The organism is Polaromonas sp. CG_9.5 (assembly GCF_035984465.1).
GTDB lineage: Bacteria > Pseudomonadota > Gammaproteobacteria > Burkholderiales > Burkholderiaceae_C > Polaromonas.
In genome coordinates this window covers 22,832-38,706 of record NZ_JAXCHR010000023.1, presented here as the reverse complement: position 1 = coordinate 38,706, position 15,875 = coordinate 22,832, and the positions used below count along the sequence as shown (strand labels likewise).

Here is a 15,875-nt window from a genome sequence, read left to right as displayed (position 1 = left end):
TGATTTAATCTTTTGATGAAACCTGTCATTGCGTTAGTTGGACGCCCAAATGTGGGCAAGTCAACACTTTTTAACCGGCTGACCAAGACGCGCGATGCGATCGTGGCCGACTATGCCGGACTGACGCGTGATCGTCATTACGGCAACGGCAAGCTTGGGCCGCATGAATACATCGTCATTGATACCGGTGGATTCGAACCCGATGCCATCACAGGCATTTACAAGGAAATGGCCAAGCAGACACGTCAGGCCGTAGCCGAGTCTGATGTGGTGATTTTTGTAGTTGATGCGCGTGCAGGCATCAGCGCGCAAGACTATGACATTGCAAAGTACTTGCGCAAATTGGGCAAGCCAACCGTGCTTGCAGCCAACAAGGCCGAAGGCCTGCCGGAAGGCACGCAAGTAGCCGAGTTTTTTGAACTGGGTCTGGGTGAAATGCTGGCGGTTTCAGCGTCGCACGGTCAAGGCATGCGGATGCTGGTTGATCTTGCGCTGGCTCCTCTTAATCTGCCCGACCCGGAAACTGACGTCGAGCCGGAAGATCCAGCCGTCATCAAGCTGGCCGTGGCAGGGCGTCCTAATGTTGGTAAATCTACACTGATCAACACCTGGCTTGGCGAAGAGCGGCTGGTAGCTTTCGACTTACCTGGGACGACCCGGGATGCCATTTCTGTGCCCTTCGAGCATGCCGGGCAGAAGTTCGAGTTGATTGATACTGCGGGCCTTCGTCGTAAAGGCAAGGTATTTGAGGCAATCGAGAAATTTTCAGTCGTAAAGACCTTGCAAGCTATTGAAAACGCCCATGTCGTGTTGCTCCTGCTGGATGCCACGCAAGGCGTGACCGACCAGGATGCGCATATTGCTGGCTATATTCTTGAGAGTGGTCGTGCTGTAGTGTTGGCGGTGAATAAGTGGGATGCGGTAGATGCTTATCAGCGAGAGCTGCTGCAACGCTCGATTGAAACCCGCCTGGGTTTTCTGAAATTCGCGTCGATTCACCACATCTCTGCTATCAAACGCCAAGGACTGGGCCCGGTCTGGAAATCCATTGTTCACGCCCATGCGTCGGCTAATCGCAAGATGTCGACGCCTGTGCTGACGCGTCTGCTAATGGAAGCCGTTCAGTTTCAGCAGCCACAGCGATCGGGTGTGTTTCGTCCCAAGCTGCGCTATGCGCATCAGGGTGGCATGAATCCACCGATCGTCATTGTTCACGGCAATTCGCTGGAGCATGTCACTGAATCTTACAAGCGTTATCTTGAAGGGCGCATTCGCAAGGAGTTTGATCTGGTTGGAACTCCTCTGCGAATTCAGTTGAAAAGCTCTGTTAATCCTTTTAAGGATAAGGAATAAGATTTATCCTACTGGTCCACCGAAATCGGTGTGTTATGGTCAAGTTCTATCAACTTTTTTAACACGGAAAATATCGTGAGCAATAATAAAGGTCAACTTTTGCAGGATCCATTTCTCAATACATTACGTCGCGAGCATGTTCCTGTTTCTATTTATCTGGTCAATGGAATCAAGTTGCAAGGGCAGATTGAATCTTTCGATCAGTATGTCGTTCTGCTTCGCAATACCGTAACCCAAATGGTTTACAAGCATGCGATTTCTACCATCGTCCCCGGACGTGCAGTGAATTTTTCAACTGCTGAGTCCGAAGAAGCGCCAGTCAACTGAGCACCCACGACGATCCGGTGAAAACACAAACACTCGCCCTTCTGGTAGGGGTCGATTTAGGCCTCCCCAATTTTGATTCAGATTTGCAGGAACTCGGCTTGCTTGCACAGACTGCAGGCTTGCTGCCTGTAGCGCGAATCACTTGCAAGCGTAAAGCGCCTGACGCGGCGCTGTTCATCGGTTCAGGCAAAGCTGACGAAATAAAGATGATGGCGCTAGAAACTGGCGCTACCGAAATTTTGTTCGATCAGTCATTAAGTCCTGCACAGCAGCGTAATCTTGAGCGTCATCTTGAAATGCCGGTTAACGACAGGACATTGTTGATTCTGGAAATTTTTGCACAGCGTGCCCGGAGTCACGAGGGCAAACTGCAAGTCGAACTGGCCAGGCTGCAATATGTATCAACCCGTCTGGTACGGCGCTGGTCTCACTTGGAGCGGCAAACTGGTGGTGCTGGTGTTCGTGGCGGGCCGGGGGAGAAACAGATTGAACTTGACAAGCGCATGATTGGCGATGCCATCAAGCGTACCAAAGAGCGTCTAAGCAAAGTCAAGAAGCAGCGCCAGACGCAAAGAAAGCAGCGCGACAGGCGCAACTCCTTCGCGATTTCGCTAGTGGGTTATACCAACGCCGGAAAATCGACCTTGTTTAATGCATTGGTCAAAGCCAGTGCGTATACCGCCGATCAGCTTTTTGCAACCCTTGACACGACAACTCGCCAACTCTATCTGGGCGAAGCGGGGCGCTCGGCATCACTGTCTGATACGGTTGGTTTTATCCGGGATTTGCCACACGGATTGATTGATGCATTTGCCGCAACGCTTCAGGAAGCAGCTGATGCCGATTTGCTGTTGCATGTGGTTGATGGTGCTAATCCTGATTATCTCGAGCAGATTGAGCAAGTGCAACGAGTGCTGTCCGAGATTGGCGCCGCTGACGTTCCTCAAATACTGGTATTCAACAAGCTTGACGCTATTGAAAAAAACAGTTTACCCCTGCATCTCAAAGACAAGTTTGAACTTAGGGATGCCTTCGAGGGTTCATGCCGCAGTGTCGAGCGTGTGTTCGTCAGTGCGAAAACAGGCGAAAGTCTTGCCTTGCTTCGCGAGTTGCTGGCTTCACTGGCTGTAAATGTTCCCTCAGACGAAATCCCCCAAGCATCCGATGACCCTGCCTGAGTTGGTAATTTCGTTCGACACAATGTTGGTGTTATAAAAAAGTGAGTTTCATTCCATGAATTTGAATCCCGTGCTGCAGACGTTGACGAACCTTCCGGGTCGGCTCAAACAACGCGCCCAAGGCATGTTCAATCTCAATGATCCGCGTTGGGGTCGAGATGACGACAAGTCCTCGTCTGATGGGGTCAAACCTGAAAATTCGCCCGAAGACAGGCAGCCACCCAAGCAAGTTAACCGTCCTCAAGGCCAGGGTCCAAATTCAGGCCCGCCCGATCTTGACGAACTCTGGCGCGACTTCAATCGCAAGCTGGGAGGCCTGTTTGGCGGTGCCAAAAATGGTGGTAATCGAGGTGGCTTTGGGGGTGGTGACAATAGCAATGGCGGTAATGGGGGTGGATTCAAGCCTGATATGAAAAATGCAGGTATCGGAGTCGGTTTGATTGCTGCCGTGGTTGCACTGATCTGGTTGGGAACCGGCTTTTTTATTGTTCAAGAGGGGCAGCAAGCCGTCATCACCCAATTTGGTAAGTACAACTCAACAGTAGGCGCTGGTTTCAACTGGCGTTTGCCGTATCCGATACAGCGTCACGAAATCGTGGTGGTCACCCAGATTCGCTCGGTCGACGTGGGTCGGGACACGATAATTAAGGCCACTGGACTGCGGGACTCGGCCATGCTGACTGAAGACGAGAACATCGTCGAAATAAAGTTCGCTGTGCAATATCGTTTGAACGATGCCCGCGCTTATCTTTTCGAGAGCAAGGATCCTGCTGCTGCAGTGGTTCAGGCGGCTGAAACTGCGGTGCGCGAAGTGGTTGGAAAGATGAAAATGGACATGGCGTTGGCTGAAGAGCGCGACCAGATCGGCCCCCGCGTTCGGGTGCTGATGCAAACCATTCTGGATCGTTACAAAGTGGGCGTGGAAATCGTTGCCATCAATTTACAGCAAAGCGGCGTGCGCCCACCCGAGCAGGTACAGGCCGCATTTGATGACGTGCTAAAAGCCGGACAGGAGCGTGAACGCGCCAAGAACGAAGCACAGGCTTATGCCAATGACGTGGTTCCACGTGCTGTAGGTTCAGCTTCGCGGCTCAAGGAAGAGGCAGATGCCTACAAGGCGCGCATCATTGCACAGGCTGAAGGTGACGCGCAGCGTTTCAGCTCCGTCCTGACCGAATACCAAAAAGCCCCCCAAGTGACTCGCGACCGGATGTACACCGACGCAATGCAGCAGGTCTACACCAACGTGACTAAAGTGCTGGTGGAGTCGCGCAACGGATCTAATCTGCTGTATTTGCCGATTGACAAAATCATGCAGATGACTTCGCAAAATGGCGCGGCTGCAAGTGCTGACAGTACAGCACTGCCGGGTGGCGGCACAGCGGCTGCCGCAACGCAGCCTCCTGTCACCAGCATCCCTCTTGATTCCCGTGCGCGCGATACTTCCCGCACGCGCGAACGTGAAACCCGCTAAGGAAAACAAAAAGTGAATAGAGTCGGACTTGTCGTTTCTTCGTTGCTGGTGCTTCTGGCGCTGCTCAGTTCTACACTGTTTGTTGTTGACCAGCGCCAGTTTGGCGTGGTCTACGCACTGGGTCAGATCAAGGAGGTGGTTCTGGAGCCGGGCCTCAATTTCAAGCTGCCTCCGCCATTCCAGAATGTTTCTTACATTGACCGGCGCTTGCTGACGCTCGACAGTACCGATTCAGAACCCATGCTCACTGCTGAAAAGCAACGCGTGGTGATTGACTGGTATGTTCGCTGGCGCATCACCAATCCTTCCGAGTACATCCGTAACGTGGGGCTTGACGAAAAGGCGGGTGCCAACCAACTCAATCGAGTGGTTCGTAATGCTTTCCAGGAAGAAATTAATCGCCGCACTGTCAAAGACCTGCTATCGCTCAAACGTGAGGAGTTGATGGCCGACGTTAAGAAAGAAGTGCTGAGCGTCGTGCGGGGTGCCAAGCCTTGGGGCGTTGACGTGGTCGATGTGCGCATTACGCGTGTCGATTATGTTGAAGCCATCACGGAATCGGTTTATCGCCGCATGGAAGCCGAGCGCAAGCGGGTTGCCAACGAGTTGCGTTCGACCGGTGCCGCTGAAGGTGAAAAAATTCGTGCTGATGCAGACAAGCAGCGTGAAATCACGATTGCCAATGCTTACCGCGAAGCACAAAAGATCAAGGGTGAAGGCGACGCTGATGCAGCGCGCACCTTCGCTGAATCGTTTGGCAAGGACGCACAGTTTGCCCAGTTCTATCGCAGTCTTGATGCCTACAAGGCCAGCTTCAATAAGAAAAGCGATGTCATGGTGGTCGATCCTTCGTCCGATTTCTTCAAGGCCATGCGTGGATCAGGCAGTAATACTGCTGCACCAGCAAAAAAATAACCAGTCTTGACCACCAGCATGCTCTGGCAAGCGCTGGCGCTGCTGCTGGTGATGGAAGGGTTGTTGCCTCTTATCTCACCTTCGATATGGCGGCGTATGTTTGAAAAGATTCTTGCCCTGAGCGATGGGCAGATTCGCTTTTTCGGACTCGGCAGTATTGCGATGGGCCTGGTTTGTCTGGCATTGCTGAATTGAATCCAGCGCTCAATATCTGCTGGTTTTTCATCTTGCTGCCTGGTTGCTGACTTCACTATTTAAGCCAGAGTTTCTCGCGCCTGCAGCGGTCTTGGTTAAACCCGTGCTAAGCCCGGTAAAATCCCTTTTTTAACAGCTTACGAAAAATACAATGCCCGCCTGGTCGTCATCTTGGCAATTGCCCGATCAAATTGCCGATGTCTTGCCCTCCGAGGCCCGCCACATCGAAGAGTTGCGCCGTCTATTTCTGGATACAGCGCGCAGCTATGGTTACGAGTTGGTCATGCCGCCGCTGCTGGAACACCTGGAATCGTTGCTGACCGGAACCGGTGAAGCGCTGGATTTGCAGACTTTCAAGCTGGTTGACCAGCTGTCAGGCCGCACTCTGGGTTTGCGTGCCGACACCACACCGCAGGTTGCACGCATTGATGCGCATTTGTTGAACCGCAGCGGCGTAGCGCGTCTTTGCTACTGTGGTCCGGTGCTTCATACCCGCGCCGACAAGCCTCATGCCACCCGTGAGCCTTTGCAGTTTGGTGCGGAAATTTATGGCCATGCCGGCCTAGAAGCCGACCTTGAAGCCCAGCGACTGGCACTGGACTGCCTGCAAGCTGCTGGTGTCGCCGACTTGATGGTTGACATGGCCGATGTACGCATTGTTTCGAGCTTGCTGGAAGGCGCCACGATCAGCGCAGCCAGCTTGTCGCGAATCCATGCGGCGCTGGCAGCGAAGGATGCCAGCGAAATGAGCATTCTTCTGGCTGGGCTGGAAGGCGGTATTTCTGCGCAAGCGCGCGAAGGCATGATGGCGTTGATGCAACTCTACGGCGATGAACAAGTCCTGCTTGAAGCTGAAAAAGTGCTTCCGTCCTTGCCAGGTATCCGCGAGGCGCTACAAAATTTGAAGTGGCTGGCATCCCGTGCCGGTGATGTAAAAGTCAGCATTGACCTGGCCGACCTGCGCGGTTATGCCTATTACAGCGGTACCCGTTTTGCCATTTATGGCCAGGGTGCCGAACTGGCGCGAGGCGGCCGGTATGACGAGGTTGGCGCGGTGTTTGGCCGCAACCGGCCTGCTGCTGGATTCAGCCTTGACTTGAAGGAACTTGTCAGCGTTTTGCCACCCCGACCTCTGAGGGCCGCGGTTTGTGCGCCTTGGCGCGACGATGCCAGTCTTAATGCCGCCATTGGCCGGCTGCGGGCCAGCGGTGAAACCGTGACCTGTGTGCTGCCTGGCCATGAAAATGAAGTCAATGAATTTGATTGCGACCGCGAACTGGCTTTGAAAGCCGGCGAATGGGTCGTCCAGACACGAAATTAAGCCGCATCAAAAAAAGCGGTGCGACAAGCCGGACGACGGGCCAGACTCTTGGCCGGCTTTATCCATTTGATCCTTAACGAGAACTGAAGATGACAAACAAATCAAGCGCCGCCACGGGCCGTAACGTCGTAGTCGTGGGCACCCAGTGGGGTGATGAAGGCAAGGGCAAGCTGGTGGACTGGCTGACCGAAATGGCACAGGGCGTGGTGCGCTTTCAGGGCGGCCACAATGCCGGCCATACGCTGGTCATCAATGGCGTGAAAACGGCTTTGCACCTGATTCCGAGCGGCATCATGCGCCCGGGCGTCAAGTGCTACATCGGCAATGGCGTGGTGCTGTCGGCCGCCAAGCTGTTTGAGGAAATCGAAGGGCTTGAAAAAGCCGGGGTGGAAGTGCGCTCCCGCCTGCGCATCAGCGAAGCCTGCCCGCTGATCTTGCCGTTCCATGCGGCGCTCGACATTGCGCGTGAGAATTTTCGCGAAAAGGGCGGCACCGAGAAGATCGGTACAACCGGTCGCGGCATTGGCCCGGCTTACGAAGACAAGATTGCCCGCCGCGCTTTGCGTGTACAGGACTTGAAGCACCCCGAGCGCTTTGCCGCCAAGCTGCGCGAGTTGCTCGACCTACACAACTTTGTGCTGACCGGCTTCCTGAACGCGCCGGCTGTCGACTTTGACACGGTTTACAACGAAGCCATGAAGCACGCCGAGCTGCTCAAGCCGATGATGGCAGACGTTTCGCGTGAACTCAACGATGCGCACCGTGATGGCGCGAACCTGCTGTTTGAAGGCGCACAGGGCACCTTGCTCGACGTGGACCACGGCACCTACCCGTACGTTACGTCCAGCAATTGCGTGGCCGGCAATGCTTCGGCCGGCGCTGGCGTCGGGCCGGGCATGTTGCATTACATACTGGGTATCACCAAGGCGTATTGCACCCGCGTCGGCGGTGGCCCATTCCCGACCGAACTTGACTGGGAAGTCGAAGGCACGCCGGGCTACCACATGAGCACCGTGGGCTTTGAGAAAGGTGTTACTACTGGGCGTAGTCGCCGCTGCGGCTGGTTTGACGCGGCCCTGCTCAAGCGTTCGGCACAGGTCAACGGCCTGTCGGGCTTGTGCATCACCAAGCTTGATGTGCTTGACGGCATTGAAGAGCTCAAGCTGTGTACCGGCTATACGCTTGACGGCCAGACCATCGACATTTTGCCGATGGGTGCCGATGACATCGCCAGCTGTGTGCCGATTTACGAAACCATGCCCGGCTGGACGCAAAGCACCGTCGGCGTGACCGACTACGACAAGCTGCCAGCGGCAGCGCAGCGTTACCTGCAGCGCATTGAAGAAGTCACCGGCGTGCCGGTTCACATGATCTCGACCAGTCCAGACCGGGATCACACCATCTTGCTACGTAACCCGTACGCCCTCTGAAACCTTAAATATTAGCGAAATAGGCTGCCGGCGCAATCAGTACGGGCGCAGGCGGCTATTAATTCAGGAGTAATTTCATGTTGACCGAAGACGGCAAGCATCTCTATGTCAGCTATGACGAATACCACAACCTGATTGAAAAACTGGCCATCAAGATTCACCAGTCTGGCTGGCAGTTCGACACCATCTTGTGCCTGGCGCGTGGCGGCATGCGGCCAGGCGATATTTTGTCGCGCATTTTTGACAAGCCGCTGGCGATCATGTCCACCAGTTCCTACCGCGCCGATGCGGGGACGGTGCAGGGCAAACTGGACATTGCCCACTACATTACCACTCCCAAAGGTGAGATTGCCGGCAAGGTCTTGCTGGTCGATGATCTGGCCGATTCTGGTCTGACGCTCAATTCGGTCATTCACCAGCTGCGCCACAACTACCAGCCGATCACCGAGCTGCGCAGCGCGGTGATCTGGACCAAAGGGGTTTCGACTTTCCAGGCCGACTATTCGGTAGAAATTCTTCCCACCAATCCGTGGATTCACCAGCCATTCGAAAGCTACGATTCGCTCACGCCTGAGCAGTTGATGGACAAGTGGAAAATATAGCCCTTACGCTCGTTCGCTTCGCGTAACTCCCGGCGGCTCAGAGCCTTCTCCGCCTGCGGGCTGGCGGAGAAGGCTCTACGGGTCTGGGTGACGTAAAGAGGGCTTCGGTTTGCCGCTACCATGACGGCATGAGCGAACTATCCACCACACTGATTCATCACCCCTACACGCCGCCTGCTGGCTTTAAGGCCATTTCCCCGCCGGTTTACAAAGCCTCGACGATCATTTTTCCCAGTATGGCGGCCCTGCGCAGCCGCGACTGGAAGCACAAAACCGGTTACACCTACGGCCTGCACGGCACGCCGACCACTTTCACGCTGGAAGAGCGCATTGCCACGCTCGAAGGCGGTAAATTCTGCACGTTGGTGCCCAGTGGTCTGGCAGCCGTGGTGTTGGTCGATATGGCCTTGCTGAAGGCCGGTGACGAAGTGCTGATCCCGGATAACGCTTACGGCCCCAACAGAACATTTGCCGAAGCCGAACTCGCCTTTTGGGGCATCATCTGCCAGTTTTACGATGCCATGAACCCGGCTGATCTGGCCGCCAAACTGAATCAGAAAAGCCGACTCGTTTGGCTCGAAGCGCCGGGTTCCATCACGCTGGAGTTTCCAGACTTGCCGGCGCTGGTCGCGGTCGTCAAATCGCACAACGCATCGCCGGGGCAGGCGCACCCCGAAGGTGCTGTCACCGCACTCGACAACACTTGGGGCGCGGGTCTGGCGTTCAATGCCTTCACGCTGGGCGCTGATATTTCGGTGCAAGCCCTGACCAAATACCCTAGCGGCGGCGCCGACGTACTGATGGGCTCGGTGGTGACTAACAATGAAGCGTTGCAGCAACTCATCCATTTTTGCCATATGCGCGTGGGGTACGGCGTCAGCGGCAATGACGCTGAACTGGTGCTGCGCGGCCTGAGCAGCATGGCCTTGCGCTATGCCGCCCAGGATGCCGCCACGCGCCAGCTGGCGGCCTGGCTGCAGACCCAGCCGCAAATTGCTGCGGTGCTGCATCCGGCGTTGCCGGACTCGCCGGGGCATACGCAGTGGAAACGCGATTGCAGTGGCGCGGCCTGTCTGTTCAGTGCTGTTTTCAAGCCAGAGATTACGCAATTGCAGATCGACCGGTTTTGCGACAGTTTGCAACTCTTCAAGCTCGGCTACAGCTGGGCCGGCCCCATGAGCCTGTGCGTGACGTATGACATGCCGAAGTTGCGGGTTGTCAAACCTTGGCCCTGGCAAGGCGGTCTGGTGCGGTTTTCGGTCGGTCTGGAGGCCGTCGCCGACCTGCAGGCGGACATTGCCCAAGGCTTGGCGCGCCTCTGATGGGGGCCTGATGGCAATGCATTACAGTAAGGCTTACCTATTCACGAAAGCATGCTGTGGCAACTCCCAACTACTCCTATGAAAAACGCCAGAAGGAGCTGGCCAAAAAAAGAAAAAAAGAAGACAAACTCAAGCGCAAAGGTGAAGGCAAACCCGATGACGGCGACATGACCGAGGGCGGTGTGCCAGATCAGGACAACGTCAGCGAAGCCCAACTGGGCATTCCACCCGCTGGTTCCCCACCCTGAATTGAAGTTTTTCCCTGAATTCAAGCAAAAAAGCCTTCTTCCGCAATAGGGACGTGCGCAAGCAGCTATTTATTTGATAGCTAACCAATTTATTAAACCGACATCGCAGCCCAGGTGATGCCGGTTTTTTTTGTTTAAGCCTCAGCCAAAATCTGCTGTGCCAGTTCCGCCATGGCTTCGACGCTGCGATTGCGCGGTGACAGGCCCCGCGCCGTTTCATGCTGCGTGAAGTTGCGCTGCATGGACTGCAGATAGCCCGGGTCGTAATGATTTTTCAGCAATTCCAGCACCACTGACGCCACGTCGCCGCTGCGGGCACGCGCCTGCCAGTCTTGCACGGTGGCATTGCCGCGCGCTTCGGTCAAGGCGGTCAGGCGGGTACAGAAAAACTCGATGTCTCTGACGAAAAAATCATAGTCTTCGAGCAGCAAGGCAACCCGCTCCTCTTCAGCCAGGTCAATGCGCAAGCACGGGCAGGCCCGCATCGTCGTGATCAGTCCTTCCGGCACGGCTACGTTACCGACTTTTTTGCTTTCGCTTTCAACGTAAACCGGGCGGGTCGGGTCAAAGCTGCGCAGTGCGGCCCAGATGCGGCTGTCGAAGGCTTTCTGGCTGGGCTGCGCCACACCCGGAATCATGCCCAGCACCGAACTGCGGTGGTTCGCCAGCGCTTCCAGATCCAGCACCTGCGCGCCTTGGGCGGCCAGCGCCTGCAGCAAGCGCGTCTTGCCCGAGCCGGTCGGGCCGCAGACGACCCGGTAGTGGTGCTGCGCGGCCAGTTGCGGCAAATCGGCCACCAGTGCGGCCCTGAAGGCTTTATAGCCGCCATCGACCAAGGTGACCTTGAAGCCGATCTGGTCCAGCACCAGCGCCAGCGAGCCGCTGCGTTTGCCGCCGCGCCAGCAATAGACCAGCGGCTGCCATTCGCGGGGTTTGTCGAGCACGTCGCGCTGGATGTGCGCGGCAATGTTTTTGGCGACCAGCGCCGCGCCCAGTTTTTTGGCTTCAAACTGGCTGATCTGCTTGTAGCTGGTGCCGACGATTTTTCGTTCGTCGTCGTGCAGGCTCGGCCAATTCACGGCGCCCGGAAGGTGGTCTTCGGCGTATTCGCCTTCAGAGCGGGCGTCAATGACGGTGGAGAAATCAGCAAGCTGGCTCAGGGCTTGTTCGGCGGAAATACGTTGCAGGCTCACGGGATGATTTTCTTGAGTTCTGGCCACACATTGGCCAGCATTCTGGCTTGCGAGGGTTCGTTGGGGTGGATTCGGTCGGCCTGAAAATTGGCGGCGGCATCTTCGCCGTCGGCGATGCCTTTGAGAAAGAACGGCACCAGCGCGACCTTTTCAGCCTTCGCGACTTTCGCGAAGAGATTTGAAAAGCCGGTACTGTAGGCGCTGCCATAGTTGGGCGGCACCTGCATGCCGATCAGCAGCACCTTGGCACCGGCTTTTTTGGACGCCTGCGTCATGGCGGTCAGGTTTTTTTCAGTCATGTCCAGCGGCAGGCCGCGCAGCGCATCGTTGCCGCCCAACTCAATCACCACCGTGCTGGGCTTGTGCTGCGCCAGCAAGGCTGGCAAGCGCGAGCGTCCGCCCGAGGTGGTGTCGCCGCTGATGCTGGCGTTGATGACCTTGGCGTTGATTTTTTCGCTGACCAATTGTTTGTCCAGCAAGGGCACCCAGCCGGTGCCGCGCTTGAGGCCGTATTCGGCGCTCAGCGAATCGCCGACGATCAACAGCGTGGGCGTAGCGGGTGATGTCTTGGCCTGGGCCTGCGTTTGGGCAAAGCCAGGCGCGCACGCCAACGCACTCAGCAGCAGCGCGCCTATGGGTTTGGTCCAGCGGTTGCGCGCTGCCTGTTCAGGCTTGCTAAAGTCGGCTGCAGTAAATTTAACGTTTTTTGACAAGGCTGACATGTTTAAACCTGTGGTTTCCGGGGAGGGCGATCTGGCTTCAAAGCCGTCCATGCACGCAGGTGCATTGACGGGCGCAAGCACTCCAATTGTTTGCGTTGAACATGTTTTCAAGTCCGTGACCGATTCGAGCGGCACATTAACCATTTTGCGCGATATTGATTTTGTCCTGAACGCACGCGAAACCGCCGCCATTGTCGGTGCATCGGGGTCGGGAAAAAGCACGCTGCTGACCATCATTGCGGGGCTGGACACGCCGACGCAGGGCACGGTGCGGCTGGCGGGCCAGGATATCTTTGCCATCAACGAAGACGACCGCGCGGCGCTGCGCGCGCAAAAACTGGGCTTTGTGTTCCAGAGCTTTCAGCTCATGGCCAATCTGACGGCGCTTGAAAACGTCATGCTGCCGCTCGAACTGGCCAGCGTCAAGCAGGCCAGGGCGCTGGCCACCGACATGCTCAAGCGCGTCGGCCTGGGCCAGCGGCTCAACCACTACCCCAAGGTGATGTCGGGCGGTGAGCAGCAGCGTGTGGCGCTGGCGCGGGCTTTTGTCGTCAAGCCTGCAGTGTTGCTGGCCGACGAACCCACCGGCAGCCTGGACTTTGCGACGGGCGAAACTGTGATGAAGCTGATGTTCGAGCTGAACCAGGAACTGGGCACCACGCTGGTGCTGGTCACGCACGACCCGGCGATTGCCGCGCGCTGCCAGCGGCGCATCACGATTGAGGCCGGGCAGATCGTCGAATCCTGATTTTTTCAGCAAAATAAGGCTTTTGCGCATACTGGACGGGCGCAAGCAGCTATGAATAAAGTAGCAATTGAGGCGCTGATCATTCTGGCTGCCTCCGATGCGCAGGGTAGGGCGCAAAGCCAGCAGCGATAATTGCCCCATGTCTTCTTCCTCCAAAGTTCTTTTCGGTTTTCATGCCGTGGGTGTCCGGCTCAAAACCGCCCCCAAGTCGGTTCTTGAAGTTTTTTATGATGTTTCGCGCCGCGATGCCCGCATGCGCCAGTTCACTGACCGCGTTCGCGAAGCGGGCGTTCGCCTGGTCGAGTGCGACGGCCTGCGCCTGGCCAAGATGTGCGGCAGCCATGGTCATCAGGGCGTGGTGGCGCGTGTCGATGCCGTGGCCCAGGTCACTTCGCTCGATGAGTTGCTGGAGCAGTTGGAGGAAGCGGGCACGGCCCAGCCTTTGCTGCTGGTGCTGGACGGCGTGACCGATCCTCACAACCTCGGCGCGTGCCTGCGCGTGGCCGACGGCGCGGGCGCCCAGGCCGTGATTGCGCCCAAAGACCATGCCGCCGGCATCAATGCTACGGTCGCCAAAGTGGCCAGCGGTGCCGCTGAAACCGTGCCTTATTTCATGGTGACCAACCTGGCCCGCACGCTGGGTGAGCTCAAGGAACGCAACATCTGGATCATCGGCACCAGCGACGACGCTGAAAAGACGATTTACGACGTGGACCTGAAAGGCGCTGTGGCGCTGGTGTTGGGTGCCGAGGGCGAAGGCATGCGCCAGCTCACGCGCAAGACCTGCGACGAACTCGTCCGCATCCCAATGCGCGGCGCGGTTGAAAGCCTGAATGTTTCGGTCGCCAGCGGCGTTTGCTTGTACGAAGCCTTGCGCCAGCGCGGTTGAAAACTGACATTGCGGGTTGCAAGCCCGCGTTTGAGCCATGCTGACCCTCAGCATCGGCTCCTTTCCCGTGCCGGTAAGCCAGCTGACGGTGTTACTGGCCGGCTTGGTCGCGCTGGGCGTGGGCCGGCTTGTGGGACAGCAGCATCCCGCTGCTGAAGCAGGCGCAATCAGCGACGCTGAAGCATCCACCCCAAGCGTAGAAACAACCGAAAAACTCAAAAACCCCGGCATCGGCGCGACCCTGTCGGACATGCTGCTGTCGGCGCTGCTGGCGGCTCGCCTGGTGTTTGTGCTGACTTGGCTGGACAGCTACCGCGATGCGCCTTGGACGCTGCTTGATATTCGCGACGGTGGCTTCACACCGTGGGCGGGCGTGGCGGCGGCCTTGCTGGTGGCGCTGTGGCAAGGCGCACAACAGGTCACGCTGCGCAAACCGCTTATTCTGGGGCTGATGGCGGGCGTGTTGACCTGGGGTGCCTTGCAGGGCGGCTTGCGCCTGATGGCCAGTGCTGAAAACACGTCACGGCCCACCGTGCGACTGACGACGCTGGCAGGCGAGTCGGTTGATCTGGCAACGCTGGCGGCGGGCCAACCGCTGGTGGTCAACCTGTGGGCCAGCTGGTGCCCGCCGTGTCGTCGCGAAATGCCGGTGCTTGCCGCGGCACAGCAGCGCGAAACCGGCGTGCGTTTTGTGTTTGCCAATCAGGGCGAAGACGCTGCGCCCGTCTTGCGTTATCTGGCTGGCAACAGTCTGAAACTCTCGAATGTGGTGTTTGACCCTGCAGCGGCGCTGGGCAGCGCGGTCGGCTCCAAAGCCTTGCCCACCACGCTGTTCTACGACGCCACGGGCCGGCTGGTCGATACCCACTTGGGCGAGTTGTCGGCCGCTTCGCTGGCCAGCAAATTGCAGCGTTTGCGTGCGCTTTCGCCAGCGGCCAGCTTGCCTTGAAAATTCCGCCAAAGCATGGCGTCAGCGCCGCTGAAAGGCCACGCGTCGGCCGCGCAAGCGCTTAGTCAGCTGTGCTGGACAGCAACTTTTTCAGCACCACAGACTGAAATTGCCGCTCGACGCTGATGGCATAAAAATTTTCATAGACCTTCGGCACCACGCAATATTGCTGCAACACGCCACTGTGCAATTCGTCCTGCACGACCACGGCGGGCAGCAACGCCACGCCGCCCGAATCGCGCGCCAGCAAACGCAGCATCGCCATGTCATCGACTTCGGCAAACACCTGGATCTTGATTTGCAGTTGTTCGCAGAGCATGTCGAATTCGGTCCGAATGTCGCTGCTGTGCCCGGGAAGAAGCAGTTTGACCTCTGCCAGATCCTCCGGAAAGCGAAACGGACGCGAAGCAGGGCGCGGCTTGCCGACCAGGCACACCGGCTGGCGCGCAATACGGCGGCATTGCCAAGGCTGTTCGTCATCTGCGCTGACCGGCCGATTGGACAGCACCAGGTCCAGCTTGTGGACTGCCAGGCGGGGCAGCAACTCGTCCAGGCTGCCGGATTCCAGCACCAGCTGCACGTCTTCCATGCCCATGACAGGGCGCAAAAAATTCTCCTGAAAATTGCGCGACACGTTGGCCACGCCGCCTACCTTGAGGCGCTGCAGTTTTTGCCCCCCGCCAGCGGCCACCGCCGCCACCAGTTCGGTGCCCAGCGCAAAAATGCCGTCGGCATAGCCCAACACCACACGGCCCACTTCGGTCAGCTGCAAGCTCCGGCCCTGGCGCAGGAACAGCGCGTGATTCATTTGCGCTTCGAGCTGGCGGATTTGAGACGACAACGCCGATTGGGACACATGCAACTGCTCGGCGACGCGGGTCAGGTGGCCTTCCTTGGCGACCATCCAGAAGTAATAAAGATGACGGTAGTTCAGTCGGGAAAACGGCATGGTTCTGTTTTAAAGAAGAGTTTATAAAAATTTATCTATTTTACTTATTGGCAGCTTGCC

17 protein-coding genes are annotated in these 15,875 nt (G+C 57.1%); 14 read left to right on the top strand and 3 right to left on the bottom strand.

The window, feature by feature from the left end:
- Nucleotides 1-15 precede the first annotated feature (15 nt).
- The 11 genes from der (at nt 16) to RCH06_RS15050 (ending at nt 10,365) form a co-directional block, all read left to right on the top strand.
- A complete protein-coding gene (gene der / locus RCH06_RS15100; protein WP_327082289.1) occupies nt 16-1,353 on the top strand; it encodes a ribosome biogenesis GTPase Der in 1,338 nt (445 codons plus the stop codon).
- Nucleotides 1,354-1,428: 75 nt separating this feature from the next.
- Nucleotides 1,429-1,680, top strand: coding sequence for an RNA chaperone Hfq (gene hfq / locus RCH06_RS15095; RefSeq protein WP_327082288.1), 252 nt, complete (start codon nt 1,429-1,431; stop codon nt 1,678-1,680).
- Between the two features lie 17 nt (nt 1,681-1,697).
- The gene (gene hflX / locus RCH06_RS15090) at nt 1,698-2,858 is read left to right on the top strand and encodes a GTPase HflX (protein ID WP_327082287.1); all 1,161 of its coding nucleotides are present in this window, start codon (nt 1,698-1,700) and stop codon (nt 2,856-2,858) included.
- 55 nt (nt 2,859-2,913) lie between these two features.
- Nucleotides 2,914-4,332 (top strand): FtsH protease activity modulator HflK, encoded by a 1,419-nt coding sequence (hflK, locus tag RCH06_RS15085; RefSeq protein WP_327082286.1) that lies wholly within the window; start codon nt 2,914-2,916, stop codon nt 4,330-4,332.
- Between the two features lie 12 nt (nt 4,333-4,344).
- A complete protein-coding gene (hflC, locus tag RCH06_RS15080) occupies nt 4,345-5,247 on the top strand; it encodes a protease modulator HflC (RefSeq protein WP_327082285.1) in 903 nt (300 codons plus the stop codon).
- 6 nt (nt 5,248-5,253) lie between these two features.
- On the top strand, nt 5,254-5,442 hold the full coding sequence (locus tag RCH06_RS15075) for a DUF2065 domain-containing protein (RefSeq protein ID WP_327082284.1): 189 nt from the start codon (nt 5,254-5,256) through the stop codon (nt 5,440-5,442).
- Between the two features lie 151 nt (nt 5,443-5,593).
- Nucleotides 5,594-6,763 (top strand): ATP phosphoribosyltransferase regulatory subunit, encoded by a 1,170-nt coding sequence (locus RCH06_RS15070; RefSeq protein WP_327082283.1) that lies wholly within the window; start codon nt 5,594-5,596, stop codon nt 6,761-6,763.
- 89 nt (nt 6,764-6,852) lie between these two features.
- Nucleotides 6,853-8,193 carry an adenylosuccinate synthase gene (locus tag RCH06_RS15065; RefSeq protein WP_327082282.1) on the top strand — a complete coding sequence of 447 codons (1,341 nt, stop codon included), beginning with the start codon at nt 6,853-6,855 and terminating at the stop codon, nt 8,191-8,193.
- A 77-nt stretch (nt 8,194-8,270) separates the two neighbouring features.
- The gene (locus RCH06_RS15060; RefSeq protein ID WP_327082281.1) at nt 8,271-8,795 is read left to right on the top strand and encodes a phosphoribosyltransferase; all 525 of its coding nucleotides are present in this window, start codon (nt 8,271-8,273) and stop codon (nt 8,793-8,795) included.
- Between the two features lie 128 nt (nt 8,796-8,923).
- Entirely contained in the window at nt 8,924-10,117 is a 1,194-nt protein-coding gene (locus tag RCH06_RS15055) for a PLP-dependent transferase (protein ID WP_327082280.1), read from the top strand.
- A 56-nt stretch (nt 10,118-10,173) separates the two neighbouring features.
- Nucleotides 10,174-10,365, top strand: a complete 192-nt coding sequence (locus RCH06_RS15050) for a hypothetical protein (RefSeq protein WP_327082279.1) — start codon at nt 10,174-10,176, stop codon at nt 10,363-10,365.
- A gap of 134 nt (nt 10,366-10,499) precedes the next feature.
- On the opposite strand, the gene mnmH is transcribed toward RCH06_RS15050, so the two are convergent.
- Together mnmH and RCH06_RS15040 are read right to left on the bottom strand one after the other, a co-directional pair.
- Nucleotides 10,500-11,558 (bottom strand): tRNA 2-selenouridine(34) synthase MnmH, encoded by a 1,059-nt coding sequence (gene mnmH / locus RCH06_RS15045; RefSeq protein ID WP_327082278.1) that lies wholly within the window; start codon nt 11,556-11,558, stop codon nt 10,500-10,502.
- A complete protein-coding gene (locus RCH06_RS15040) occupies nt 11,555-12,280 on the bottom strand; it encodes an arylesterase (protein ID WP_327082277.1) in 726 nt (241 codons plus the stop codon). The genes mnmH and RCH06_RS15040 overlap by 4 nt, the downstream gene beginning before the upstream one ends.
- A gap of 49 nt (nt 12,281-12,329) precedes the next feature.
- Here RCH06_RS15040 and RCH06_RS15035 point away from each other — a divergent pair, with 49 nt between their 5' ends.
- The 3 genes from RCH06_RS15035 (at nt 12,330) to RCH06_RS15025 (ending at nt 14,866) form a co-directional block, all read left to right on the top strand.
- Nucleotides 12,330-13,028, top strand: a complete 699-nt coding sequence (locus RCH06_RS15035) for an ABC transporter ATP-binding protein (RefSeq protein ID WP_327082299.1) — start codon at nt 12,330-12,332, stop codon at nt 13,026-13,028.
- Nucleotides 13,029-13,167: 139 nt separating this feature from the next.
- Nucleotides 13,168-13,917 (top strand): 23S rRNA (guanosine(2251)-2'-O)-methyltransferase RlmB, encoded by a 750-nt coding sequence (gene rlmB, locus RCH06_RS15030; RefSeq protein WP_327082276.1) that lies wholly within the window; start codon nt 13,168-13,170, stop codon nt 13,915-13,917.
- Nucleotides 13,918-13,954: 37 nt separating this feature from the next.
- Entirely contained in the window at nt 13,955-14,866 is a 912-nt protein-coding gene (locus RCH06_RS15025; protein WP_327082275.1) for a TlpA family protein disulfide reductase, read from the top strand.
- Nucleotides 14,867-14,927: 61 nt separating this feature from the next.
- Here the strand turns inward: RCH06_RS15025 and RCH06_RS15020 are convergent, their stop codons facing one another.
- Nucleotides 14,928-15,815 carry a LysR family transcriptional regulator gene (locus RCH06_RS15020; RefSeq protein ID WP_327082274.1) on the bottom strand — a complete coding sequence of 296 codons (888 nt, stop codon included), beginning with the start codon at nt 15,813-15,815 and terminating at the stop codon, nt 14,928-14,930.
- Nucleotides 15,816-15,875: the final 60 nt, after the last annotated feature.

Excerpts from the sequence above, each read along its gene's own strand:
- hflK (WP_327082286.1), top strand. The coding sequence starts at position 2,914 with ATGAATTTGAATCCCGTGCTGCAGACGTTGACGAACCTTCCGGGTCGG.
- RCH06_RS15065 (WP_327082282.1), top strand. The coding sequence starts at position 6,853 with ATGACAAACAAATCAAGCGCCGCCACGGGCCGTAACGTCGTAGTCGTG.
- RCH06_RS15040 (WP_327082277.1), bottom strand. The coding sequence starts at position 12,280 with ATGTCAGCCTTGTCAAAAAACGTTAAATTTACTGCAGCCGACTTTAGC.
- RCH06_RS15070 (WP_327082283.1), top strand. The coding sequence starts at position 5,594 with ATGCCCGCCTGGTCGTCATCTTGGCAATTGCCCGATCAAATTGCCGAT.
- der (WP_327082289.1), top strand. The coding sequence starts at position 16 with ATGAAACCTGTCATTGCGTTAGTTGGACGCCCAAATGTGGGCAAGTCA.
- RCH06_RS15060 (WP_327082281.1), top strand. The coding sequence starts at position 8,271 with ATGTTGACCGAAGACGGCAAGCATCTCTATGTCAGCTATGACGAATAC.
- RCH06_RS15025 (WP_327082275.1), top strand. The coding sequence starts at position 13,955 with ATGCTGACCCTCAGCATCGGCTCCTTTCCCGTGCCGGTAAGCCAGCTG.
- RCH06_RS15020 (WP_327082274.1), bottom strand. The coding sequence starts at position 15,815 with ATGCCGTTTTCCCGACTGAACTACCGTCATCTTTATTACTTCTGGATG.
- RCH06_RS15055 (WP_327082280.1), top strand. The coding sequence starts at position 8,924 with ATGAGCGAACTATCCACCACACTGATTCATCACCCCTACACGCCGCCT.
- rlmB (WP_327082276.1), top strand. The coding sequence starts at position 13,168 with ATGTCTTCTTCCTCCAAAGTTCTTTTCGGTTTTCATGCCGTGGGTGTC.
- RCH06_RS15035 (WP_327082299.1), top strand. The coding sequence starts at position 12,330 with ATGCACGCAGGTGCATTGACGGGCGCAAGCACTCCAATTGTTTGCGTT.